The organism is Proteus sp. NMG38-2, assembly GCF_020640995.1.
Lineage (GTDB): Bacteria > Pseudomonadota > Gammaproteobacteria > Enterobacterales > Enterobacteriaceae > Proteus.
Genome location: NZ_CP085481.1, coordinates 153871 through 178273, shown reverse-complemented (window position 1 = coordinate 178273; position 24403 = coordinate 153871). Strand labels below are relative to the sequence as shown.

The 24403-nt window shown below is 41.5% G+C and carries 19 protein-coding genes, 3 tRNA genes and 3 rRNA genes; 7 read left to right on the top strand and 18 right to left on the bottom strand.

What is annotated here, in order from left to right:
• Window positions 1-83: 83 nt before the first annotated feature.
• Window positions 84-971: an HTH-type transcriptional activator IlvY gene (ilvY, locus tag LG402_RS00930; RefSeq protein ID WP_166540242.1), complete on the top strand. Its 888-nt coding sequence runs from the start codon at window positions 84-86 to the stop codon at window positions 969-971.
• Here the strand turns inward: ilvY and ilvA are convergent.
• From ilvA to ilvL, 6 genes are all read right to left on the bottom strand, one after another.
• Window positions 957-2531, bottom strand: a complete 1575-nt coding sequence (ilvA, locus tag LG402_RS00925; protein WP_109410140.1) for a threonine ammonia-lyase, biosynthetic — start codon at window positions 2529-2531, stop codon at window positions 957-959. The genes ilvY and ilvA overlap by 15 nt on opposite strands.
• Window positions 2532-2534: 3 nt before the next feature.
• A complete protein-coding gene (ilvD, locus tag LG402_RS00920) occupies window positions 2535-4385 on the bottom strand; it encodes a dihydroxy-acid dehydratase (RefSeq protein ID WP_227336286.1) in 1851 nt (616 codons plus the stop codon).
• Between the two features lie 71 nt (window positions 4386-4456).
• Window positions 4457-5383, bottom strand: coding sequence for a branched-chain amino acid transaminase (locus LG402_RS00915; RefSeq protein ID WP_109410135.1), 927 nt, complete (start codon window positions 5381-5383; stop codon window positions 4457-4459).
• A gap of 10 nt (window positions 5384-5393) precedes the next feature.
• On the bottom strand, window positions 5394-5669 hold the full coding sequence (gene ilvM / locus LG402_RS00910; RefSeq protein WP_075674044.1) for an acetolactate synthase 2 small subunit: 276 nt from the start codon (window positions 5667-5669) through the stop codon (window positions 5394-5396).
• Window positions 5666-7315, bottom strand: a complete 1650-nt coding sequence (gene ilvG / locus LG402_RS00905; RefSeq protein WP_166540240.1) for an acetolactate synthase 2 catalytic subunit — start codon at window positions 7313-7315, stop codon at window positions 5666-5668. The genes ilvM and ilvG overlap by 4 nt, the downstream gene beginning before the upstream one ends.
• 130 nt (window positions 7316-7445) lie before the next feature.
• Window positions 7446-7547 (bottom strand): ilv operon leader peptide, encoded by a 102-nt coding sequence (gene ilvL / locus LG402_RS00900; protein ID WP_071788577.1) that lies wholly within the window; start codon window positions 7545-7547, stop codon window positions 7446-7448.
• A 442-nt stretch (window positions 7548-7989) separates the two neighbouring features.
• Between ilvL and LG402_RS00895 the strand changes: the two genes are divergently transcribed.
• Complete coding sequence (locus LG402_RS00895) at window positions 7990-9522, top strand: YifB family Mg chelatase-like AAA ATPase (protein ID WP_109410137.1); 1533 nt, start codon at window positions 7990-7992, stop codon at window positions 9520-9522.
• Between the two features lie 46 nt (window positions 9523-9568).
• Here LG402_RS00895 and LG402_RS00890 read toward each other — a convergent pair whose 3' ends face one another.
• Window positions 9569-9907: a DUF413 domain-containing protein gene (locus LG402_RS00890; RefSeq protein ID WP_036939631.1), complete on the bottom strand. Its 339-nt coding sequence runs from the start codon at window positions 9905-9907 to the stop codon at window positions 9569-9571.
• A 115-nt stretch (window positions 9908-10022) separates the two neighbouring features.
• On the opposite strand from LG402_RS00890, the gene hdfR reads away from it, so the two are divergent.
• A complete protein-coding gene (gene hdfR, locus LG402_RS00885) occupies window positions 10023-10844 on the top strand; it encodes an HTH-type transcriptional regulator HdfR (protein ID WP_166540239.1) in 822 nt (273 codons plus the stop codon).
• A gap of 250 nt (window positions 10845-11094) precedes the next feature.
• Here hdfR and LG402_RS00880 read toward each other — a convergent pair.
• From LG402_RS00880 to LG402_RS00855, 6 genes are all read right to left on the bottom strand, one after another.
• A tRNA-Trp gene (locus LG402_RS00880) sits at window positions 11095-11170 on the bottom strand.
• Window positions 11171-11177: 7 nt separating this feature from the next.
• Window positions 11178-11254 (bottom strand) — tRNA-Asp (locus tag LG402_RS00875).
• Between the two features lie 51 nt (window positions 11255-11305).
• Window positions 11306-11421: ribosomal RNA gene (gene rrf / locus LG402_RS00870) — 5S ribosomal RNA — on the bottom strand.
• A 116-nt stretch (window positions 11422-11537) separates the two neighbouring features.
• Window positions 11538-14714, bottom strand: a 23S ribosomal RNA gene (locus LG402_RS00865).
• A 367-nt stretch (window positions 14715-15081) separates the two neighbouring features.
• Window positions 15082-15157: transfer RNA gene (locus tag LG402_RS00860), tRNA-Glu, on the bottom strand.
• 84 nt (window positions 15158-15241) lie between these two features.
• A 16S ribosomal RNA gene (locus tag LG402_RS00855) occupies window positions 15242-16784 on the bottom strand.
• Together the 16S, 23S and 5S rRNA genes with 3 tRNA genes alongside form the textbook arrangement of a ribosomal RNA operon.
• Window positions 16785-17404: 620 nt before the next feature.
• Between LG402_RS00855 and LG402_RS00850 the strand changes: the two genes are divergently transcribed.
• Window positions 17405-17968, top strand: coding sequence for a gamma carbonic anhydrase family protein (locus tag LG402_RS00850; protein ID WP_109410197.1), 564 nt, complete (start codon window positions 17405-17407; stop codon window positions 17966-17968).
• Here LG402_RS00850 and LG402_RS00845 read toward each other — a convergent pair.
• The 5 genes from LG402_RS00845 to dprA are packed head-to-tail and all read right to left on the bottom strand — an operon-like array spanning window position 17944 to window position 21313.
• Window positions 17944-18204 (bottom strand): DUF1488 domain-containing protein, encoded by a 261-nt coding sequence (locus LG402_RS00845; protein WP_072071072.1) that lies wholly within the window; start codon window positions 18202-18204, stop codon window positions 17944-17946. The genes LG402_RS00850 and LG402_RS00845 overlap by 25 nt on opposite strands.
• Window positions 18201-19025, bottom strand: coding sequence for a shikimate dehydrogenase (aroE, locus tag LG402_RS00840; protein WP_166539183.1), 825 nt, complete (start codon window positions 19023-19025; stop codon window positions 18201-18203). The genes LG402_RS00845 and aroE overlap by 4 nt, the downstream gene beginning before the upstream one ends.
• Before the next feature lie 5 nt (window positions 19026-19030).
• On the bottom strand, window positions 19031-19600 hold the full coding sequence (gene tsaC, locus LG402_RS00835; RefSeq protein WP_166539182.1) for an L-threonylcarbamoyladenylate synthase type 1 TsaC: 570 nt from the start codon (window positions 19598-19600) through the stop codon (window positions 19031-19033).
• Entirely contained in the window at window positions 19593-20150 is a 558-nt protein-coding gene (locus tag LG402_RS00830; protein ID WP_166539181.1) for a topoisomerase DNA-binding C4 zinc finger domain-containing protein, read from the bottom strand. The genes tsaC and LG402_RS00830 overlap by 8 nt, the downstream gene beginning before the upstream one ends.
• 17 nt (window positions 20151-20167) lie before the next feature.
• Window positions 20168-21313, bottom strand: coding sequence for a DNA-processing protein DprA (gene dprA, locus LG402_RS00825; RefSeq protein WP_109410202.1), 1146 nt, complete (start codon window positions 21311-21313; stop codon window positions 20168-20170).
• A gap of 133 nt (window positions 21314-21446) precedes the next feature.
• On the opposite strand from dprA, the gene def reads away from it, so the two are divergent.
• The 3 genes from def to rsmB all read left to right on the top strand — a co-directional run bounded on the left by def (window position 21447) and on the right by rsmB (window position 24310).
• A complete protein-coding gene (def, locus tag LG402_RS00820) occupies window positions 21447-21971 on the top strand; it encodes a peptide deformylase (protein WP_109410203.1) in 525 nt (174 codons plus the stop codon).
• A gap of 26 nt (window positions 21972-21997) precedes the next feature.
• Window positions 21998-22945, top strand: coding sequence for a methionyl-tRNA formyltransferase (fmt, locus tag LG402_RS00815; RefSeq protein WP_166539180.1), 948 nt, complete (start codon window positions 21998-22000; stop codon window positions 22943-22945).
• 96 nt (window positions 22946-23041) lie between these two features.
• Window positions 23042-24310: a 16S rRNA (cytosine(967)-C(5))-methyltransferase RsmB gene (gene rsmB / locus LG402_RS00810; protein ID WP_227336285.1), complete on the top strand. Its 1269-nt coding sequence runs from the start codon at window positions 23042-23044 to the stop codon at window positions 24308-24310.
• The last annotated feature ends 93 nt before the right edge of the window (window positions 24311-24403 follow it).

Below are 24403 nucleotides of genomic sequence, written 5' to 3'. Positions count from 1 at the left end.
AAGCCATTGCTTAAATTGATATATTTACAAGATAGTGTTGCAAAAAACGCAACGTTCTTTTTTATCACCTAAGGTGGCTGATAATGGATATTCGTGATCTCAAACTCTTCCTGCATTTAGCTGAAAGCTGCCACTTCACCAAGACGGCACAAGCTATGCACGTCAGCCCCTCTACGCTCTCTCGTCAGATTCAACGTCTTGAAGAAAGCTTAGGCCACCCCCTGTTTTTACGTGATAACCGACAAGTCACCCTTACTGATGCTGGCGAACAATTAAAGCGCTATGCCCAACAAACCTTATTGCAATATAAGCAACTCAAACACACGCTAAACCAAAATAGCCCCAGCCTTTCTGGTGAGTTACGCCTATTTTGTTCTGTTACTGCCGCTTACAGTCATTTACCGCCTATTCTTGACCGCTTTCGAGCTGAAAACCCATTAGTTGAAATAAAACTCACCACTGGTGATGCAGCTGATGCAGTCGATAAAGTGCAATCTGATGAAGCTGATTTAGGTATCGCAGGAAAACCTGAAAAGCTTCCTGAAAATATCTGTTTTGAAAAAATAGGCGAAATTCCATTAGTACTGATTGCGCCTGCTTTACCTTGCAATGTTCGCCATCTTGCAACTCAAGAGAAGCCCGATTGGCTTAATATTCCGTTTATCATTCCTGAACATGGCCCATCAAGACAACGGATCGCGCTATGGTTTAAGCGTCATCGTATCCACAATCCTTCGATTTATGCGACAGTTTCGGGACATGAAGCGATTGTTTCAATGGTTGCATTAGGTTGTGGTATTGCGCTTATCCCACAAGTTGTCGTTGATAACTGTCCTGAGCCTGTGCGTAATCGCATCTCTTCATTGGATAATATTTCAATGGTAGAACCTTTTGAGTTAGGCGTTTGCGCATTACACAAACGCCTTCAAGAACCCGTTATCAGTGCTTTTTGGCGGTTACTCCACGACTAAACTTGCTGTTTGCGGTGACAAGAACAATTGAAATGAAGGATTTCCTGTCTCATCATGATACTCATAACCCAAGTCATCTAAATGTCGCTCAAAACGCCCTTCCGTTTCAGGAAGTTCAAATGCCACCAGCACACGCCCATAATCCGTACCATGGCTACGATAATGAAATAAGGTAATATTCCAATAAGTCCCTAATGTTTTTAGAAACTTCATCAAAGCACCCGGAGATTCTGGAAATTCAAAGCTAAATAGGCGTTCTTTAAGTGGTTTATTCGGACGCCCACCAACCATATAACGCACATGCAGTTTTGCCATTTCATCATCAGATAAATCAGCAACTTGATAACCCGCAACGGTGAGTTCACGTAAAATTTCTTTACGCTCTGCGAGCCCTTGACTTAAACGTACACCGACAAAAATACGTGCATTTTCAGGATCAGCATCGCTATAACGATAATTAAACTCCGTAACAACACGTTGACCTAAGATTTGACAAAAACGTAAGAAACTCCCTTTTTGTTCAGGAATAGTCACCGCCAATAGCGCTTCACGTTTTTCACCGAGTTCACAGCGTTCAGAAACATAGCGTAAGCCATGAAAATTCACATTTGCACCAGAAAGAACATGCGCAAGACGCTCACCTTTGATTTGATGCTCTTCTACATATTTTTTAAGCCCTGCTAATGCTAATGCACCTGAAGGCTCTGCAATTGCACGTACATCTTCAAATAAATCTTTTACTGCAGCACAAATTGCATCGCTATCAACAGTAATTACATCATCAACATACTTTTGGCATAAACGGAACGTTTCATCACCGATACGTTTAACCGCAACACCTTCAGCAAATAATCCAACTCTTGCTAATTCAACGGGATGCCCGACTTCTAAAGCAGCTTTTAAACATGCAGCGTCTTCAGCTTCAACACCTATTACCTTAATTTCTGGCATAAGCTGTTTGATTAATACTGCGACCCCAGCAATTAAGCCACCACCACCAACAGGTACGAAAATACGATCAAGATGAACATCTTGTTGTAAGAGTTCCATTGCCAGTGTTGCCTGCCCTGCAATTACTGCGGGATGATCAAAAGGCGGAACAAAGGTGTATCCCATCTCTTCAGATAGCGCGATAGCTTTCGCTTTTGCTTCATCAAAGTTGGCACCATAAAGCAATGCTTCTCCACCAAATTGACGAACAGCATCAACTTTAATATCCGCCGTTGCCACTGGCATCACGACTAATGCCTTTACACCCATTCGATTCGCTGATAACGCAACGCCTTGCGCGTGGTTCCCCGCAGATGCAGTCACAACACCTTTCGCTTTTTGCTCAGGAGTTAGTCCCGCAATCATGGTATAAGCACCACGTAATTTAAAGCTATGAACCGGTTGTCGGTCTTCTCGCTTAACTAAAATAGTATTCTCTAAACGCTCAGAGATTTTTGTCATCTCTTGAAGCGGGGTTACTATTGCAGCCTCATAAACAGGTGCGCTTAGTGCGGCTTTTAAATACTCAGCGCTACTTGGCGCTGAATTTAAAGGTCTAAAGGCAGCCATCACTTACCCCCCTAATTTAGATTTATCACGCACCGCACCTTTATCGGCACTGGTGGCTAAAGAGGCGTAAGCACGTAAGGCAAACGAAACTTGGCGCTGTCTATTTTGTGGTGTCCATGCTTTATCACCTCGAGCATTTTGTGCATCACGACGAGCTGATAACGTTTTATCATCTACCTTTAATGAGATCTCTCGGGTTGGAATATTGATAGAGACAATATCGCCTTCTTCCACTAAACCAATGACGCCACCATTTGCCGCTTCAGGTGAAACATGCCCGATAGATAAACCCGATGTTCCACCAGAGAAACGCCCGTCAGTGATAAGTGCACAAGCTTTCCCTAATCCCATTGATTTTAAATAAGAGGTCGGATACAACATCTCTTGCATTCCAGGGCCACCTTTAGGGCCTTCATAGCGAATAATTACCACATCGCCAGCAACGACTTTCCCACCTAAAATGGCCTCTACCGCATCATCTTGGCTTTCATATACTTTTGCAGGACCACTAAAGATCAAGTTATCTTCATCAACGCCCGCTGTTTTAACAATACAACCATCTTCCGCTAAATTACCAGATAACACCGCTAATCCACCATCTTGGCTATAAGCATGTTCTTTACTGCGGATACATCCGTTTTCACGATCAGTATCTAAGGTTGGCCAACGACAATTTTGAGAGAAAGCCTTTGTTGTACGAATACCTGCAGGGCCTGCTTGGAACATTGATTTTACTTGCTCATCTTGTGTTAACATCACATCATATTGTGCTAACGTTTCTGGCAAGCTTAATCCTAAGATATTACCTACGTTACGGTTGAGTAATTCGGCTCTGTCTAATTCACCTAAAATACCCATAACCCCACCTGCGCGGTGAACATCTTCCATATGATATTTTTGTGTACTTGGAGCCACTTTGCATAAATGAGGCACTTGGCGAGAAAGTCTGTCGATATCTTCCATAGTGAAATCAACCTCACCTTCTTGAGCTGCTGCTAATAAATGCAGAACCGTATTTGTCGAACCACCCATTGCAATATCTAAAATCATTGCATTTTCAAAGGCTTCTTTTTTGGCAATATTGCGAGGTAATGCAGATTCATCATCTTTTTCATAATAACGTTTGGTTAATTCAACAATACGCTTACCTGCATTAATAAATAATGTTTCACGATCAGCATGTGTTGCAAGCAATGAGCCATTTCCCGGTTGAGATAATCCCAGTGCTTCTGTTAAACAGTTCATGGAGTTTGCAGTAAACATGCCCGAACACGAGCCACACGTTGGGCAGGCTGATCGCTCAATTTGTTCACTATCAGCATCACTAACATTTGGATTTGCCCCTTGGATCATGGCATCAACCAGATCTAATTTGATCAGTTGATCTGAAAGCTTCGTTTTGCCCGCTTCCATTGGCCCACCTGAGACAAAAATAACTGGGATATTTAAACGTAAAGACGCCATTAACATTCCCGGAGTGATCTTGTCGCAGTTTGAGATACACACCATCGCATCAGCACAGTGTGCATTAACCATATACTCGACAGAATCGGCAATAAGCTCACGCGATGGTAAAGAATAAAGCATTCCACCGTGCCCCATTGCGATACCGTCATCAACTGCAATGGTATTAAATTCTTTAGCAACACCACCAGCTGCTTCAATTTGCTCAGCAACCAATTTTCCTAAATCCCGCAGATGCACATGACCTGGTACAAATTGCGTAAATGAATTCACAACTGCGATAATGGGTTTACCAAAATCAGCATCAGTCATTCCCGTTGCACGCCATAAGGCACGGGCTCCAGCCATATTACGACCATGTGTCGTTGTTGCTGAACGGTATTTAGGCATTTTTCACACTCCTGCGATAAAGAAAGCGAGTAGGGAACATCTACCCGCTAAACAAATTTATTTGATTATGTTTATGAATTGATTGGATCTAACCAGCCGTATTTATCTTCTGTTTCACCTGTGAACAGACCAAAGAACGCTTTTTGAATTGCTTTGGTCACAGGGCCACAACGTCCGATACCTACTTGGATACCATCAACGCTACGTACAGGTGTAATTTCTGCCGCGGTACCTGACATAAAGACTTCATCTGCAAGATAGAGTGACTCACGAGAAAGCACTTGCTCACGTACTTCATAACCCAGATCTTTTGCCAATTTAATAATGGCATCACGAGTGATCCCTGGCAGAGCTGACGAAGTAAATGGAGGTGTAAAGATAACCCCATCTTTTACTTCAAATAAGTTTTCACCTGCACCTTCTGATAAATAACCATGAACATCTAATGCTATCCCTTCTTGATAGCCATGACGACGCGCTTCGCTACCCACTAATAATGATGATAAATAGTTACCGCCTGCTTTTGCTGCAGTTGGGATAGTATTGGGTGCCGCACGATGCCAAGAAGAAACCATCGCATCAATACCTTTATCTAAAGCTTCTTCACCGAGATATGCTCCCCAAGGGAATGCCGCGATAATCACATCCGTTTTATAACCAGCCGGAGGATTAACCCCCATACCAACATCACCGATGAAAACTAATGGGCGAATATAAGCACTGACCAATTTGTTTTTACGTAAAGTTGCGCGACATGCTTCCATTAATTCGTCAACACTTTGCTCAACAGGCATACGATAAATTTTTGCTGAATCATGTAAACGTTGCATGTGTTCACGATGGCGAAAGACCACTGGTCCTTTATGAGAATCATAACAACGCACACCTTCAAACACAGAAGTTCCATAATGTAATGCATGAGACATAACGTGTACTTTTGCCTCAGCCCATGGAACCATTTCACCGTTAAACCAAATATAATCAGCTTGCTTTGTCATTCTTTTATCCTTACATGGCACTGAGTGCACTCATGAATCGTAATTTTTCTTTCTGTTGATGTGATACTTGAATACCTGCAACATCAGCTAATTTTGTTAACTGGCTGCATAAAAGTTCTAATGGTCGCTGACTGCTTACAGTCAGGCTTAAATTGATATTATTACTTTCCGTGATATTCATATTCATTGAGCATATATGAAAACCACGATGGCGGATAACTCTCAGGATACGTTCTAAGATCTCTGGACAAAAACGGGCTTCAATTGTGATATTGTGTTGGTTCATTTTGATTTCTCCATCATCTCATCATTACTTGCGCCCGGCGGAACTAAAGGCCAGACATTTTCAGCGTCATCGATAGATACCTGTAATAAATAAGGGCCATCGCTCTCTAATAAACATGTAATTGCATCAACAACCTGTGCTTTTTCTGTAATACGTTGCCCTGGAATATCAAATGCTTTTGCTAAGGCAACAAAATCTGGGTTATCGGTTAAAATTGTTTCGCTATAACGTTGTTCAAAAAATAGCTCTTGCCATTGGCGAACCATACCAAGACGTTGGTTATCTAATAACACCAGTTTAATTGGTAATTGTTTACGTTTGATTGTGCCCAGTTCTTGCACATTCATCATAAAAGAGCCGTCGCCTGAAACGCAGATAACACAAGCATCTGGCCTAGCTATTTGAGCACCAACAGCCGCTGGGATACCAAACCCCATGGTGCCTAAACCACTTGAGGTGATAAAATTTTCAGGTGCATCAAATGTCATATGTTGCGCTGACCACATTTGATGCTGGCCAACATCTGTTGTCACAACGGTATTTTTAGGTTTGGCGTCTGATAATTGTTTTAATAACAAAGGAGCATAAATTGCAGAGCCCGGATGATCATAACGCCAAGCATGTTCTGTTTTTAATTCTTGTACTTCTTGTTGCCAAGATGCGATAGATAATGGCTGAGACAAAACAGGCAACAACGCCTTAGCATCTCCCAATAACGCAACATGCGCCTGTTTCAATTTATTTAATTCTGCATGATCGATATCGATATGGATAACCTTGGCATTAGGTGCAAAAGTATTTAGTTTCCCCGTAACGCGATCATCAAAACGCGCACCAACAGCAATTAATAAATCACTACGCTGAACAGCATAATTTGCCGCTTTAGTGCCATGCATACCTAACATACCTAAATAATTAGCATCTAACGCATCGGCACAGCCTAACCCTTTTAAAGTGGAAACTACTGGCATTTCAGTTTGCTTTACAAACTCTCTTAATGCTTCGACTGCATTGCTCATGGCAACGCCACCACCTACATACAAAATAGGTTTTTGTGCCTGTGCTAACATCTGCTTAGCTTGTACTAGCTCTTGTGTTGGATAAGGAAATTCTTGTTCCTCTGGTAATTCATAATTTGATAAATGGGAAGCATCGGCTAATTGAACATCTTTCGGAATATCAATTAAAACAGGGCCAGGACGGCCTTGAGAAGCTATAGAAAATGCCTCTGATAACACTCTTGGTAATTCATCAACAGATGAGACTAAAAAACTATGTTTAGTACATGCCAACGAAAGACCTAAAACATCAATCTCTTGGAATGCATCAGTCCCAATTAAATCAGAGGCAACTTGCCCTGTGATGGCAACAACAGGCACAGAATCTAACAATGCATCAGCAAGTCCAGTGATAACATTAGTAGCGCCTGGGCCTGATGTCGCAATACAAACCCCCGTTGTACCAGTAGAACGGGCGAAACCGATAGCAGCAATGGCAGCACCTTGTTCATGACGACATAAAATATGTTCAACACCGCCATCATAGAGTGCGTCATAAACAGGCATAATCGCACCACCAGGATAACCAAAGACGGTTTCAACTTGCTGTTTTCGTAATGCCTGTACTAACCACTGTGCTCCATTCATTCTCTCACCCTGCCATCTTAACTTCTTGTTTAATTTGAATTTATTTTCTATTTAATCTCTTTTTCAAACTCAGGCTCAAAAAAAACCCCCGCGCCTTTCGGTGCGGGGGTTTTTAAGAGATCCGGCTAGTTTAGTTAGCCTTTCTTCGTCCTAGTGCAGCCCCGCACGGTGGGTTAATAATCACCACCACGCTGACAATAATTAGGCTAATCACTAGGACGATAGTATTCATAGTTTTATAACTTCTTTTCTTATTTAAAATGTATGTTTGTTGTGTTTTCTTTCACTCTGTCCTTTTAGAGTTATCATGATATTTTAGAATTGACAACGTTTATTTTAAAAATAATCTCAACACAATGATTTTTATAAATATTTTTATAATCAAAACAACCAACAGAGCATTAATCTAAAAATAATTAATTTAATAGTGATTAACTCCGTTATTGCTATTATTATTTTATTTTTTTCATTATTGAATTTTATTATTTAAACTTTGAAGATAAATATATATTTAATTAATTTTATATTATTGAAAATAATTATATTTTAATATTTATTTTCATTATATTTCAATGTGTTATTTTATTTTAGAGTTATCTCGCATTTATTTAATACTCCATTTAACACGCAAGAAAAAATAAATTAAAAAGATTAAAAATAATGGAGAATAAAAAATGGCATTGGCAATAATATATACTCGTGCTTCTTTAGGAATTTCAGCACCACTTATTACGATTGAAGCACATATTAGTCAAGGATTACCTGGATTAACATTAGTGGGTTTGCCTGAGACAGTCGTTAAAGAAGCAAAAGACAGAGTAAGAAGTGCATTAATTAATAGTGGATATATTTACCCAGCAAAAAGAATAACAATTAATCTTTCGCCCGCCGATTTACCCAAAGAAGGAGCACGTTATGATCTACCTATTGCACTTGCAATATTAATTGCATCAGAGCAGCTAACCTCAAATAAATTAGAACGTTATGAGTTTATTGGAGAGCTTGCACTATCAGGTAAACTTCAACGAGTAAACGCTATTATTCCTTCAATACTTAGCGCTTCAAAAGATCATCGAATATGTATTGTATCAATAGAACATCAGACTGAAGTTTCATTATTACCAAATAGATCTGCTTTATTAGCCTCTCATCTTTTAGAAATTTGTCATCATCTAGAAAATAATACGCCATTAATTGAAGCTGAAGAATTTATTATTAATGACGCAATTGAAAATCAAGATAATAAAGATATGAGCGATATAATTGGTCAAAATAATGCAAAAAGAGCCGCAGAAATTACAGCAGCAGGAAATCACAACATTTTATTTCTTGGCCCACCGGGAACTGGGAAAACAATGTTAGCACAAAGAATAAGTACGCTTCTTCCACCTTTAACCCCTAAAGAAGCACTTGATGTCTTGGTCATTAGTAGTTTAAGGGGAATCACATTTAATGAACGAAAATGGCCTTTAAGACCTTTTAGAGCTCCGCATCATACTTCATCTGCGGTTGCTTTAACGGGAGGTGGAACACTCCCTAAACCAGGAGAAATTACCTTAGCACATCATGGGATCTTGTTTTTAGACGAATTGCCTGAGTTTGAACGCCGTGTACTTGATGCATTACGTGAGCCACTTGATGCAAGAGAGATTACTATTTCACGAGCCAAAGCCAAAATAAGCTATCCAGCGAATGTTTTACTGATAGGTGCTTTAAATCCAAGCCCAACAGGGCACTATCAAGGTAATCATAATCGAGCACCAATAAAACAGATATTACGCTATTTAAGCAAGGTTTCTGGGCCTTTTTTAGATAGATTTGATTTATCGGTCGAGATGCCCCTTCTTCCTCAAGGCACACTGATTCATCCTTCATTTGAGGCAGAAAACAGCATGACAATTAGAGCCAGAGTTTTACAAGCAAGAGAACGACAATTTTCACGGTGCGGAAAAGTGAATACTTACCTAACAGGAAAAGAAATTGAATGCTATTGCTCATTAAGTACCAGTGATGCCACTTTTCTTGAAGATACACTCAATAAATTAGGATTATCTATACGCGCATGGCATAAAATCTTAAGAGTATCGAGAACAATTGCAGATCTTGCGGGTGAAGAGAAAATACAGAGAAATCATTTAATTGAAGCATTAAGCTTTCGCGCAATGGATAGGCTAATGATCTATTTACAAAAGCAATTAGATGGATAAATAAAAAGGAGCGAAAAAACGCCCCTTTTTACTAAAACTAATGATATTAATCATCAGAGTCGGTATAGTCATCAGATGGATCGAGCTGTGGCTTTCCACCCGATAATGTATGAAAACGTTTTGGACGACTTATACGACTGGTATATTTCTTCCAAATTTTTTCTTCAACCGTTGCTGCTTCTCGTTCGCCACGACACATGGCAACAAATAATTTTTCCGCTTCAGTTGTAGGTTCTCGTTTACCTAGATCAAGTTCATTAAAGGCTTGACCATGACGTTCCAATATCTGGGATTCCTTGATAGTGAAATCGCCATGACGAGAAAAACCACGCGGATAATGTTTATTGTCAAAAAAACGATTAGTCGTGATAAAACTTTCTGCCATCTGACACACTCCTAATTCTCTATCGTCATACTTATGGCGCGGAGTATTAGATAGTCATGCGGTTCTGTAAAACAAAATATTTAAATCGTAACGACAAATTTTTTTGGAGATAGATGTGGATACCGAATTACTGAAAACCTTTTTGGAAGTCAGTAAGACTAGACACTTTGGCCGAGCCGCTGAATCTCTTTATTTAACGCAATCTGCGGTTAGTTTTAGAATACGGCAATTAGAAACACAATTAGGCACAAATCTGTTTACCCGCCACCGCAATAATATCCGCCTCACAGTTGCTGGTGAAAGGCTTATTCCTTATGCTGAATCGTTAATGAATACATGGCTTTTAGCTAAAAAAGAAATTAGCCATGCATCTCAACATTCTGAGTTATCAATTGGCGCCACAGCATCACTCTGGGAAGCTTATCTAACATCTTGGTTACAGGAATCTTATCTAGAAAGAAAAGAGCTCAGAATCGAATCTAGAGTCTCTACGAGGCAATCTCTTGTAAAACAACTTCATGCAAGAGAACTTGATCTTCTTTTTACAACTGAAGCACCCAAGATGGATGAATTAGAAAGTAAAATTATTGGTAATATTACTTTTCAGTTGATGAGAATAAAATCAGATAGAACAGAGGAAATAGCACAATTTATCAAAATAGAGTGGAGTGCAGATTTTCAGTCCTTTCTTCCAAATGGAACAGAGCAAAAAATTGATCCTGTTTTAACCACTAATTCAGCAACTATTGCCTATCAATTAATGAAAACAACACATGCTGTTGCTTTTCTTCCCACACATTGGCGTGATCTTTATTCTGATCTTATGCCAGCCTCAACAGATATTGTTCAAAAACCTTTATTTGCTGTTTGGCTAAATAACAGTGATCAACAAGCATTAATACAACAGTTATTAAAACAGCCTATAAACCAACAATAAAGCTTAGATTTCTCTATAGTTATCAATGGATCACAGTAGAATTTAAGCTTATTTTTCATTAATTAGAATAAATAATAATAGTGTCATACTGATATGCTGATATAGGGAAATATGTGTAGTCAGTTTGTTAGGATAGAGCATAATAAATGCTCAGAAAGAAAGCGATTTAGAGGATGATAGATAACAAAAAGCCCAGTTAATTAACTGGGCTACAAAGAAGTATAAATTTTGTTATTACTTAATTGGTAACTGGCAGGGGCGGAGAGACTCGAACTCCCAACACCCGGTTTTGGAGACCGGTGCTCTACCAATTGAACTACGCCCCTAAATAGTTGGCGGAACGGACGGGACTCGAACCCGCGACCCCCTGCGTGACAGGCAGGTATTCTAACCAACTGAACTACCGCTCCGCGTATTCTTTTCGCGATTAATGTTTTCCAACACTAATGCTTTAATTTAATGCCTGGCAGTTCCCTACTCTCACATGGGGAGACCCCACACTACCATCGGCGCTACAACGTTTCACTTCTGAGTTCGGCATGGGATCAGGTGGGACCGCTGCGCTATGGCCGCCAAGCAAATTCTGTTTTATTACCCGCGCTTTCCCTTTCGGTTAGTCGCCAGCAATTTCAATCTTAAACAAGCCTACTTCATCTACTTTTTGTCTCTCAGACAAAACACCTTCGGTGTTGTCAGGTTAAGCCTCACGGTTCATTAGTACTGGTTAGCTCAACGTATCGCTACGCTTACACACCCAGCCTATCAACGTCTTAGTCTTAAACGTTCCTTTAGGTCACTCAAGGTGACAGGGAAGACTCATCTCGAGGCAAGTTTCCCGCTTAGATGCTTTCAGCGGTTATCTCTTCCGCACTTAGCTACCGGGCAATGCCATTGGCATGACAACCCGAACACCAGTGGTGCGTTCACTCCGGTCCTCTCGTACTAGGAGCAACCCCTCTCAATCTTCCAACGCCCACGGCAGATAGGGACCGAACTGTCTCACGACGTTCTAAACCCAGCTCGCGTACCACTTTAAATGGCGAACAGCCATACCCTTGGGACCTACTTCAGCCCCAGGATGTGATGAGCCGACATCGAGGTGCCAAACACCGCCGTCGATATGAACTCTTGGGCGGTATCAGCCTGTTATCCCCGGAGTACCTTTTATCCGTTGAGCGATGGCCCTTCCATTCAGAACCACCGGATCACTAAGACCTACTTTCGTACCTGCTCGAGCCGTCACTCTCACAGTCAAGCTGGCTTATGCCTTTGCACTAACCGCATGATGTCCGACCATGCTTAGCCAACCTTCGTGCTCCTCCGTTACTCTTTAGGAGGAGACCGCCCCAGTCAAACTACCCACCAGACACGGTCCCCGATCCAGATTATGGACCTAGGTTAGAACATCAAACGTTAAAGGGTGGTATTTCAAGGTTGACTCCATGCAGACTGGCGTCCACATTTCATAGTCTCCCACCTATCCTACACATCAAGGCTCAATGTTCAGTGTCAAGCTATAGTAAAGGTTCACGGGGTCTTTCCGTCTTGCCGCGGGTACACTGCATCTTCACAGCGAGTTCAATTTCACTGAGTCTCGGGTGGAGACAGCCTGGCCATCATTACGCCATTCGTGCAGGTCGGAACTTACCCGACAAGGAATTTCGCTACCTTAGGACCGTTATAGTTACGGCCGCCGTTTACTGGGGCTTCGATCAAGAGCTTCTCCCTAAGGATAACCCCATCAATTAACCTTCCAGCACCGGGCAGGCGTCACACCGTATACGTCCACTTTCGTGTTTGCACAGTGCTGTGTTTTTAATAAACAGTTGCAGCCAGCTGGTATCTTCGACTGGCTTCGGCTCCGTCCGCAAGGGACTTCACTTACCGCCAGCGTGCCTTCTCCCGAAGTTACGGCACCATTTTGCCTAGTTCCTTCACCCGAGTTCTCTCAAGCGCCTGAGTATTCTCTACCTGACCACCTGTGTCGGTTTGGGGTACGATTGTTGGTAACCTGAAGCTTAGAGGCTTTTCCTGGAAGCAGGGCATCAATTGCTTCACCACCTTAGTGGCTCGTCATCACACCTCAGCATTAAGTGACCGGATTTGCCTAATCACTCTGCCTACATGCTTGAACCGGGACGACCGTCGCCCGGACAACCTAGCCTTCTCCGTTCCCCCATCGCAGTTACCACCAGTACGGGAATATTAACCCGTTTCCCATCGACTACGCTTTTCAGCCTCGCCTTAGGGGTCGACTCACCCTGCCCCGATTAACGTTGGACAGGAACCCTTGGTCTTCCGGCGTGCGGGTTTTTCACCCGCATTATCGTTACTTATGTCAGCATTCGCACTTCTGATACCTCCAGCATACCTCACAGTACACCTTCGCAGGCTTACAGAACGCTCCCCTACCCAACGAACGTATCCTTAAATTCGCTTATCTGGCTTTCGCCTCGACTTTAATGGACGCATTGACGTCTCTTCGTTCCGTCAATCGTTTCTCACTCAAACAAATTTAAGTGATACGTTCGCTGCCGCAGCTTCGGTGCATGGTTTAGCCCCGTTACATCTTCCGCGCGGGCCGACTCGACCAGTGAGCTATTACGCTTTCTTTAAATGATGGCTGCTTCTAAGCCAACATCCTGGCTGTCTGAGCCTTCCCACTTCGTTTCCCACTTAACCATGACTTTGGGACCTTAGCTGGCGGTCTGGGTTGTTTCCCTCTTCACGACGGACGTTAGCACCCGCCGTGTGTCTCCCGTGATAACATTCTTCGGTATTCGCAGTTTGCATCGAGTTGGTAAGTCGGGATGACCCCCTAGTCGAAACAGTGCTCTACCCCCGAAGATGAGTTCACGAGGCGCTACCTAAATAGCTTTCGGGGAGAACCAGCTATCTCCCGGTTTGATTGGCCTTTCACCCCCATCCACAAGTCATCCGCTAATTTTTCAACATTAGTCGGTTCGGTCCTCCAGTTAGTGTTACCCAACCTTCAACCTGCCCATGGATAGATCACCGGGTTTCGGGTCTATACCCTGCAACTCATTCGCCCAGTTAAGACTCGGTTTCCCTACGGCTCCCCTATACGGTTAACCTTGCTACAGAATATAAGTCGCTGACCCATTATACAAAAGGTACGCAGTCACCCCATCCTCAAATGTCCCGCTTGCTTTTACTGTCAAACTGGCTCGATTTTTTAACTTCCGTTGCTCGTGTACTTCTATGTACACTGCGCGACGGCTTGAAATAATCAATCCATTTTGTAGGTAAACGCTTCGCTGTTTTCGAGTGGTTTGTCCAATCACTCAGTGCAAGGCACTTGAGTGATGGGGCTCCTACTGCTTGTACGTACACGGTTTCAGGTTCTTTTTCACTCCCCTCGCCGGGGTTCTTTTCGCCTTTCCCTCACGGTACTGGTTCACTATCGGTCAATCAGGAGTATTTAGCCTTGGAGGATGGTCCCCCCATATTCAGACAGGATAACACGTGTCCCGCCCTACTCGTCGAGTTCACAATAACAGCATCTTCAGATACGGGGCTATCACCCTTTACTGCCGGACTTTCCAGACCGTTCTCCTGATGCTGCTATTGATTAAGACTCTGGGCTGTTCCCCGTTCGCTCGCCGCTACTAGGGGAATCTCGGTTGATTTCTTTTCCTCGGGGTACTGAGATGTTTCAGTTCTCCCGGTTCGCTTCATGACGCTATGTATTCACGTCATGATAATATCCATTGGATATTGGGTTTCCCCATTCGGAAATCGTCGGTTATAACGGTTCATATCACCTTACCGACGCTTATCGCAGATTAGCACGTCCTTCATCGCCTCTGATTGCCTAGGCATCCACCGTGTACGCTTATTCGCTTAACCTCACAACCCGAAGGTGTTTCTTCTTGAAGACGTCTGGGTGGTGATGGCTGTGCAGATTACATTTCGTCGTTGGGCAGTGCTCGCCATGCTCACATACTCATGTATGTTGCGCTGGCTGTGCGCTGGCCGCCTCGAACTGTAAATTGCTCGCTCATCCCACTTCGATGTCGAAAAACACATTCAAAGTTTGAGATTTTGAGAGACTCATCAATATACCTCGGTGATATATTGATTTGTTTTCAATTTTTCAGCTTGTTCCAGATTGTTAAAGAGCATAATAGTTAAAATAACTTGCTAAAATTATCTTAACTATTCTCTGATTTTCATCAGACATAGTGTGGTACGCCTTTCACTCATACCGCGCAATTGGCGTCCCCTAGGGGATTCGAACCCCTGTTACCGCCGTGAAAGGGCGGTGTCCTAGGCCTCTAGACGAAGGGGACTTCAGTCAGCTTCGCAGACGCGCTTTTGCTCGTTCTTCATCAGACAATCTGTGTGAGCACTACACATAACACGTATCTCTTAGGTAAGGAGGTGATCCAACCGCAGGTTCCCCTACGGTTACCTTGTTACGACTTCACCCCAGTCATGAATCACAAAGTGGTAAGCGCCCTCCCGAAGGTTAAGCTACCTACTTCTTTTGCAACCCACTCCCATGGTGTGACGGGCGGTGTGTACAAGGCCCGGGAACGTATTCACCGTAGCATTCTGATCTACGATTACTAGCGATTCCGACTTCATGGAGTCGAGTTGCAGACTCCAATCCGGACTACGACAGACTTTATGAGTTCCGCTTGCTCTCGCGAGGTCGCTTCTCTTTGTATCTGCCATTGTAGCACGTGTGTAGCCCTACTCGTAAGGGCCATGATGACTTGACGTCATCCCCACCTTCCTCCGGTTTATCACCGGCAGTCTCCTTTGAGTTCCCGCCATCACGCGCTGGCAACAAAGGATAAGGGTTGCGCTCGTTGCGGGACTTAACCCAACATTTCACAACACGAGCTGACGACAGCCATGCAGCACCTGTCTCAGAGTTCCCGAAGGCACTCCTCTATCTCTAAAGGATTCTCTGGATGTCAAGAGTAGGTAAGGTTCTTCGCGTTGCATCGAATTAAACCACATGCTCCACCGCTTGTGCGGGCCCCCGTCAATTCATTTGAGTTTTAACCTTGCGGCCGTACTCCCCAGGCGGTCGATTTAACGCGTTAGCTCCAGAAGCCACGGTTCAAGACCACAACCTCTAAATCGACATCGTTTACAGCGTGGACTACCAGGGTATCTAATCCTGTTTGCTCCCCACGCTTTCGCACCTGAGCGTCAGTCTTTGTCCAGGGGGCCGCCTTCGCCACCGGTATTCCTCCACATCTCTACGCATTTCACCGCTACACATGGAATTCTACCCCCCTCTACAAGACTCTAGCCAACCAGTTTCAGATGCAATTCCCAAGTTAAGCTCGGGGCTTTCACATCTGACTTAATTGACCGCCTGCGTGCGCTTTACGCCCAGTAATTCCGATTAACGCTTGCACCCTCCGTATTACCGCGGCTGCTGGCACGGAGTTAGCCGGTGCTTCTTCTGCGGGTAACGTCAATTGACAAAGGTATTAACTTTATCACCTTCCTCCCCGCTGAAAGTACTTTACAACCCTAAGGCCTTCTTCATACACGCGGCATGGCTGCATCAGGCTTGCGCCCATTGTGCAATATTCCCCACTGCTGCCTCCCGTAGGAGTCTGGGCCGTGTCTCAGTCCCAGTGTGGCTGATCATCCTCTCAGACCAGCTAGAGATCGTCGCCTAGGTGAGCCATTACCTCACCTACTAGCTAATCCCATATGGGTTCATCCGATAGCGCAAGGTCCGAAGAGCCCCTGCTTTGGTCCGTAGACGTCATGCGGTATTAGCCACCGTTTCCAGTAGTTATCCCCCTCTATCGGGCAGATCCCCATACATTACTCACCCGTCCGCCGCTCGTCAGCAAGAAAGCAAGCTTTCTCCTGTTACCGCTCGACTTGCATGTGTTAGGCCTGCCGCCAGCGTTCAATCTGAGCCATGATCAAACTCTTCAATTAAAAGTGTTTGATGCTCAAAGAAATCGAAAACTTAGCTATTCATAAATGAATTTACTTTTGTTGTTCACTCTTCAAGACTTGATACATCTAATATTTTAGAAGATATCGTCTCTGTGAGTGCCCACACAGATTGTCTGATAATTTGTTAAAGAGCAGTGCAACATTCGCTGCCGTTTCCGGTCTTCTGCGTTGTTGCGAGGAGGCGTATATTACGTTATTCCTCTGAAGAGTCAAGAGTTTTTTCAAACTTTTTTCTTTTCTCTTCGCTGTCCTTCGTGGCTGTTGTCAGCTCATCGTCGGTCAGTGGATGCGCATTATAGGGAGATCTCGGATTAGCGCAAGTGTTTATTTCAATTTTTTTTCTGTTCGTTCTCTTTTTGAACTTTGCGTCTATTTTTGATACTAAAAACACTTTTTGTGTACAAAAAATATACGCCTTATCTTTTTATTGTCTATTCGGTATATTCTATCAATCATGCTTAATTGCTCTGCTTCTACTTTTAGTATCGTATTTTCGATCTTCATAGTAACGAATAGCAAGGAGCATTCTCTCGTCAACTCCCCCTATCCACTGCTATGCTTTTCTTATATACAAAGCAAAATCAAGTACGAGGCAAATTATGGGGAAATCAACAATTCGGAACTACTTAAACCTTTCACCTTCTATTGGTAAAGATGTTTTTATCGACGAGACTGCAACAGTCATTGGCGATGTACGCATTAGTAAAGATGTCAGTATCTGGCCGATGGTGGTTATTCGAGGTGATGTGAATTACATAAGTATTGGAGAAAGATCAAATATCCAAGATGGTTCCGTTCTTCATGTCACTCATATTTCTCACAATGATCCTGAAGGTTTTCCTCTTATTATTGGTGATAATGTTACTGTTGGACATAAAGCAATGTTACACGGATGCACAATAGGCAATCGAGTGTTAGTTGGAATGGGATCTATTTTACTTGATGGTGCAATTATTGAAGATGATGTCATGATTGGTGCTGGCAGTTTAGTTCCACCAGGAAAACGGCTTGAGAGTGGTTTTCTTTACTTAGGTAGTCCTGTTAAAAAAATCCGTCCACTCTCATCAGAAGAAATAGAGCACTTTATTTATTCTGCTAATAATTATGTTGGGTGGAAAAATAATTATTTAGATACTCATCAATCAGCCATTGATAAAGAATAAATAGGATGAAGAGTTGATAACTCATATTCAGTGATCAGCTCTTCAAATTCTTCTTCAATGTCCCAACGATTTTGTTTAAATAATAAAATTCCGTCTCCAACACCAAAACGCTCAATAAGCTCTTGCTCTGTAATTTGACAATTAAAAAGCATTCCATTGATCATAACAGGAAACAGAACACTATTACTCTCAGCTAGCCATGTTTCACGATCTGGAAATTGAATAGACTGGTTCATTGATTCAATTTTTCTCTTAATACAGTTAAAACAGGATTAATATCTGGTACACGCTCATACCATAGTTCAAATGCATAGGCTGCTTGCCCTACCAGCATACCTAATCCATCAGATAAACGTGTGCTGCCATGTTTTAATGCGTTGTATAAAAATGATGTCATTCCTGCTTGATAATAAAGATCGTAGCAAGCTGTTTCAAAACCATAAACATCATTAGGGATAGGTGGTAAATCATTAATCATGCTAGATGCAGATGCATTTATGATTAAATCATAATGTTTATCAGCAACATCTTCGGGGACTATCGCTCTAATTGTACCAAATTGACCAAATTCTTTTACCAGTTGCTCAGCTTTGGCGAATGTACGATTAGTCAAGGTAATATCACAATCATAATCAAGTAATGGAAGCAATATTCCTCTCGTTGCACCACCAGCGCCAATCACCAAAACGGAGCTAACTTTGCCAGGTACAATAAAATCAAGTCTGGCTAAATCCAAAATAAGCCCTTGTCCATCGGTATTATCACCAAGAAGTGTGCCATCATCCAGTTTAACAATAGAGTTAACAGCACCACATCCTTTTGCTCTATCTGTCAATTTATCAACAAAACGAAAAGCATCTTCTTTAAAAGGGACGGTAACATTAGCACCTCGTCCCCCATTCGCGAAAAACTGAGACGCTGTTTTATCAAATTCATTCAAAGGAACAAGTAAACGTCCATAGCCATACTCTATTCCAGTTTGTTTTGAAAAAAACTGATGAATGAAAGGTGATTGGCTATGTTCGACAGGATTTCCCATCACTAAATATTTTTCCATCAAAATCACCCTTGTCGATATAGTTCACCCGTTAATGCATCTCGAATTTCAGAAGGATTTTGTCTACCGCCAACATCGCCTTCAACAATAGGAATGATATCCTGAAATTGTTCTCTTACTTCTTCAACCGTACGACATGGTGGCAATCCACTTAAATTAGCGCTAGTCGAAACTAAAGGTTTTCCATAAGTTAAACATAGCTCTTTAACAATCGCATGGTCAGTCACTCTCACAGCCAAAGAAGAAAACTTGCCAGTTAACCACTTTGGTGTCGTTGATTTGGCAGGAATAACCCATGTAACTGGCCCTGGCCAAGATGCAAACATTCTGTCTCGCTGAGTATGTGTTAATGCACTATCATCAATGTAAGGTTTTAGTTGCTCATAATTATCAGCAATTAAAATTAATCCTTTCTCAATTGAACGTTGTTTTAATGCTAATAAGTCCATAACAGCGTGTTCACTATCAGGATCACAACCGACCCCGAATACAGCCTCTGTTGGATATGCGATAACTTTATTATTTTGTAGTGCTTCTATAATAGTGTTGTTTACAGGTGATACTTCGTTATTCATGTTCTTCTCTTTTTGTTTGCGGCTTCCCACATAATTTGCTGGCGCACACTAATCTTACTCCCTGAGAAGACCTTTTTTCCATCAATAATAGATAATGACAATACTCACACTCGCCATTAACAGGTTTATTATTTAATACAAATTGACATTCTGGATATTGGTTACAAGCATAAAATGTTTTACCAAACCGAGACTTACGTTGTAATAGTTTTCCTTTTTCACATTGAGGACAAGGAATAATAGTTTCATCTGGTTTATCAATTTGTTCTATGTGTTCACATTCTGGGTAATTACTACAACCAATAAACATTCCAAATTTACCCTGGCGCAACACTAAATCTGCGCCACAACATTGACAAGGTTGCCCTTCTAATACTTTTATAATTTGACCATCACCTTGCGGCTTTAATGTTTTTATATAGTGGCATTCAGGATAAGCAGAACATCCTAGAAAAGGGCCATGACCACCATTTTTCATGACCAATTCACTACCACATTCAGGGCATTTTTCCTGTTTAGGGTGCTGTGTAAACGGCATATTTTTTGCCATTGTTTTACCTCATACACTTATTCCAATCGAGTATAGCCACCAGCCACAATAACGACTTTTTCTATAAGCTCAAGTTCTAATAAAAGAGGAGCTAATTCAGATGTTGATAATCCACTATCATGAGCAATAACATCAATGGGTACTATTTCATTAAAACGTAAAAAGGGTAATATCATATCAATTGCTTGTTGTTGATTTGGTGTCAGTGGATCTATTTGAACATCCTTTTTTTTATTCTCAGGAACCTGTATAAACTTTTCGACTATCGACTCTTGTGGAGATTCATAATCACTAGTAAGCCACTGCAATGAACTATTTAAATATTCTAAAATATCATCTGGTGAAGATGCTAAATTTGCACCTTGCTTAATCAGTTGATGATTTCCTTCAAAATGAATATCCCCTAATAGCCCTGGTAAAACAAATAATTCCTTACCTTGTTGCAATGCATAGTTGGCTGTAATCAAAGAACCACTTTTAATCCCGGCTTCAATAATGAGCAATGTAGCACTTAACCCACTAATAATTCGATTACGTTGAGGGAAATGACGAGCTAAAGGCGGAGTCATTGGTAAATGTTCAGAAATTAGAAGGCCAGACTCTTTTATTTGTGTTGCAAGAGTACGATGGAATGAGGGATAAATATGTTCTAAACCACTTCCAAGTACTGCAACAGTGACACCATTATTCTTTAATGCACTTCGATGTCCTATTCCATCAATACCTTGAGCTAACCCACTCGTAATAGTAAATTCTTTCTTTACTAGTTCTTGTGCGAAGTAAGTCGCCCATTTATTGCCGTATGCTGTTGCATTTCGACTACCTATTAATGCAATTTGTGTGCTTATTAAATGTTTTCGATTTCCTGCAACAAAAAGCAAAAGCGGTGGTGATGATATTTGCTTTAATAAAGGTGGGTAATCTGAATCTGTAATAGTTAATAATGATGATTCATTTTTATCTAACCACTTTAATGTATTATTGACAGCATCTGCATGAAGTCTTAAAAATTGATGACTTTGCTGTTCTGACAAGCCACAACTTTTTAATTGTCTATAATTTAGTTGTGAGACTGATTGTAAATACTTTGCAATTTGAATTGCTTTATTAATCGGTAACCTTGAAACAGCATTAAGCCTTATCCATATTTCTCTTGCATCCATGCAGCATTATCCTAATGTTGTTTTTAGCAAACAGGATGAGTGCTAAACACACCAAATACTGTCAATCTAGATAATAAATGTCTAGAATAGACGTTAAATCCTATTCACATTTTAGAAACAGTCCGAATAAATTATGGCAGTGTTACACGTATTACATTATCCAGACGAGCGCCTTCGCACGATTGCAAAACCAGTCGAAAAAGTTGATGCAGAAATTCAAAGAATCATCGATGATATGTTTGAAACGATGTATTTAGAAGAAGGTATTGGTTTAGCTGCGACACAAGTGGATATCCACCAGCGCATAATCGTCATTGATGTCTCTGAAACAAGAGACCAAAGACTGGTATTAATAAACCCTGAGCTTCTTGATGCCGAAGGCGATACTGGTATAGAAGAAGGCTGTTTATCTATCCCAGAACAACGTGCTTTTATTCCTCGTGCTGAGCACGTAAAAGTAAAAGCGCTTGATTACAATGGTCAGCCTTTTGAATTAGAAGCTGATGACTTATTAGCTATCTGTATTCAACATGAAATGGATCATTTAGTTGGTAAACTATTTGTAGATTATTTATCTCCATTAAAACGCCAACGTATCCGTCAAAAAGTTGAGAAACTTGACAAGTTAGATAAAAAAAGAGCTAAAGCAGGACAGTAACAGTTAAATTGAAACAGGAAGAAAACGTGTCTGATTCATTACGTATTATTTTTGCGGGAACACCCGATTTTGCGGCTCGACATTTAGCTGCATTGTTATCAACCCAACATCGTGTGGTGGGAGTAATGACTCCTCCAGATAAACCCGCAGGAAGAGGTAAGAAACTGACTATTAGCCCAGTTAAAGAACTGGCGTTAACTCATGATATTCCTGTTTATCAACCAGCCTCTTTAAAACCAGAAGAGAACCATGAATGGATTATAGAACAACAAGCTGACATTATGATTGTTGTGGCATATGGGATGATCTTACCTAAAGCTGTTCTTGAAATTCCTCGTTTAGGTTGTCTAAATGTACATGGTTCTCTCCTTCCTAAATGGCGTGGCGCCGCACCTATTCAACGCGCTTTATGGGCGGGAGATAAAGAAACGGGTGTCACAATTATGCAAATGGATGTTGGTTTAGACACAGGTGATATGCTGTATAAAGCATCATGTCCAATTACAAATGAAGACACTAGCGCGTCACTTTATGAAAAACTAGCAGAACTCGGCCCTAAAGCGCTAACGACTACACTAGACCTGATTACATCAGGTAAAATAAAAGCCGAAAAACAAGATGATAGTTTAGCGAATTACGCTCAAAAATTATCTAAAGAAGAAGCAAAAATTGATTGGTCATTATCAGCAGAACAAATTGAGCGCTGTATAAGAGCCTTCAACCCATGGCCAATGAGCTTCTTTATGCTAGACGAACAGCCAGTAAAAGTATGGAAAGCACACGTTATTGCAGATGATACAAATCAACCTGTAGGAACTTTATTAAAAGCAGATAAAACAGGTATTTATATTGCGACAGGTAACGGTATTCTAAATATTACTGAATTACAGCCTTCGGGTAAAAAGCCTATGGCTTCTGCTGATTTCCTAAACTCCAAGCGAGATTGGTTCACTCCTGGGAAAATCATTCAATAATAATTCTAAACCCTGATACTTATGCTTATCAGGGTTTTCCTTTTTTCACGCCAATGTAACACTTCTCTGGCGCTCAATATTAAACGTTGACTCATTATGAAAACGTCATACAACTTACGTAGCATTGCAGCAAAAGCAATTAATCAGGTATTAGATCAAGGCTTATCTCTAAGTGCTGTCATACCTGAACTTCAAAAAAATATCTCAGATAAAGATAAAGCTTTATTACAAGAAATTTGCTTTGGTGTATTACGCACATTACCACAATTAGAATGGATTATTCAGCAACTCATGGATAAACCTCTAAAAGGTAAACAACGCATTTTACACTACCTCATTATGGTGGGTTTATATCAGCTTCTTTATACACGTATTCCGCCCCACGCAGCTCTCGCGGAAACAGTAAATGGTGCTGTTGCACTAAAAAAACCACAGTTAAAAGGCTTAATTAACGGTGTGTTACGTCAGTTTCAACGCCAACAAGATATCCTTAATGAACGTTTTCAAAATAGTGAAAGTCGTTTTCTTCATCCATCATGGTTACTTGCCCGTATCAAGCGCGCTTACCCTGAACAATGGATGAGTATTGTTGAAGGCAATAACCAAAAACCACCTATGTGGTTACGTGTTAACCAGCAACACCATTCACGGGAAGAGTATTTGGTATTATTGACAGATAATGAGATTTCAGCCATTGCTGATGACAGCCATCCTTTTGCTATCCGTTTAGAAAGTCCATGTAACGTCAACCTTCTTCCAGGATTTGCAGATGGCTGGGTAACAATTCAAGATCGCTCAGCTCAACGTTGCGCTGAATTATTAGCACCAGAAAATAAAGAACAAATTCTCGATTTATGTGCGGCACCAGGGGGAAAAACAACTCATATTTTAGAAATAGCGCCCCAGGCTCAAGTTTTAGCCGTAGATATTGATGAACAACGTTTGAAACGGGTACAAGAAAATCTTACTCGTTTAAAACTCAATGCAATCGTCAAAAGTGGTGATGGACGTTATCCAGAACAATGGTGCGCTGGTATGCAATTTGATCGCATTTTACTTGATGCACCATGTTCAGCAACCGGGGTTATTCGCCGTCACCCTGATATCAAATGGCTTCGTCGTAATGACGATATTGAGCAATTAGCTCAAATTCAAAAAGAAATTCTTCATGCTATTTGGCCATACCTAAAATCCGGTGGCACACTCGTTTATGCTACATGTTCTATTCTTCCAGAAGAGAACATACAACAAATTGAAGCATTTTTGACATCAACTAAAGATGCACAATGCCATTACCAACATCAATGTTTACCAGAAGAGGAAGGTGGCGATGGTTTCTTTTATGCATTGATCAGAAAAATATGATCCTGTGATAAAAGATGATATCGGATCTAAAAGACGCTACTATTTCAACGCAAGATCATCAAGATCTTGCGTTTCTTTTCTATTTGTTAATCG

What these genes read in the sequence shown, in the direction of transcription:
- ilvY (WP_166540242.1), top strand. Translation starts at nt 84, where the DNA reads ATGGATATTCGTGATCTCAAACTCTTCCTGCATTTAGCTGAAAGCTGC.
- ilvA (WP_109410140.1), bottom strand. Translation starts at nt 2,531, where the DNA reads ATGGCTGCCTTTAGACCTTTAAATTCAGCGCCAAGTAGCGCTGAGTAT.
- ilvD (WP_227336286.1), bottom strand. Translation starts at nt 4,385, where the DNA reads ATGCCTAAATACCGTTCAGCAACAACGACACATGGTCGTAATATGGCT.
- LG402_RS00915 (WP_109410135.1), bottom strand. Translation starts at nt 5,383, where the DNA reads ATGACAAAGCAAGCTGATTATATTTGGTTTAACGGTGAAATGGTTCCA.
- ilvM (WP_075674044.1), bottom strand. Translation starts at nt 5,669, where the DNA reads ATGAACCAACACAATATCACAATTGAAGCCCGTTTTTGTCCAGAGATC.
- ilvG (WP_166540240.1), bottom strand. Translation starts at nt 7,315, where the DNA reads ATGAATGGAGCACAGTGGTTAGTACAGGCATTACGAAAACAGCAAGTT.
- ilvL (WP_071788577.1), bottom strand. Translation starts at nt 7,547, where the DNA reads ATGAATACTATCGTCCTAGTGATTAGCCTAATTATTGTCAGCGTGGTG.
- LG402_RS00895 (WP_109410137.1), top strand. Translation starts at nt 7,990, where the DNA reads ATGGCATTGGCAATAATATATACTCGTGCTTCTTTAGGAATTTCAGCA.
- LG402_RS00890 (WP_036939631.1), bottom strand. Translation starts at nt 9,907, where the DNA reads ATGGCAGAAAGTTTTATCACGACTAATCGTTTTTTTGACAATAAACAT.
- LG402_RS00850 (WP_109410197.1), top strand. Translation starts at nt 17,405, where the DNA reads ATGGGGAAATCAACAATTCGGAACTACTTAAACCTTTCACCTTCTATT.
- LG402_RS00845 (WP_072071072.1), bottom strand. Translation starts at nt 18,204, where the DNA reads ATGAACCAGTCTATTCAATTTCCAGATCGTGAAACATGGCTAGCTGAG.
- aroE (WP_166539183.1), bottom strand. Translation starts at nt 19,025, where the DNA reads ATGGAAAAATATTTAGTGATGGGAAATCCTGTCGAACATAGCCAATCA.
- tsaC (WP_166539182.1), bottom strand. Translation starts at nt 19,600, where the DNA reads ATGAATAACGAAGTATCACCTGTAAACAACACTATTATAGAAGCACTA.
- LG402_RS00830 (WP_166539181.1), bottom strand. Translation starts at nt 20,150, where the DNA reads ATGGCAAAAAATATGCCGTTTACACAGCACCCTAAACAGGAAAAATGC.
- dprA (WP_109410202.1), bottom strand. Translation starts at nt 21,313, where the DNA reads ATGGATGCAAGAGAAATATGGATAAGGCTTAATGCTGTTTCAAGGTTA.
- def (WP_109410203.1), top strand. Translation starts at nt 21,447, where the DNA reads ATGGCAGTGTTACACGTATTACATTATCCAGACGAGCGCCTTCGCACG.
- rsmB (WP_227336285.1), top strand. Translation starts at nt 23,042, where the DNA reads ATGAAAACGTCATACAACTTACGTAGCATTGCAGCAAAAGCAATTAAT.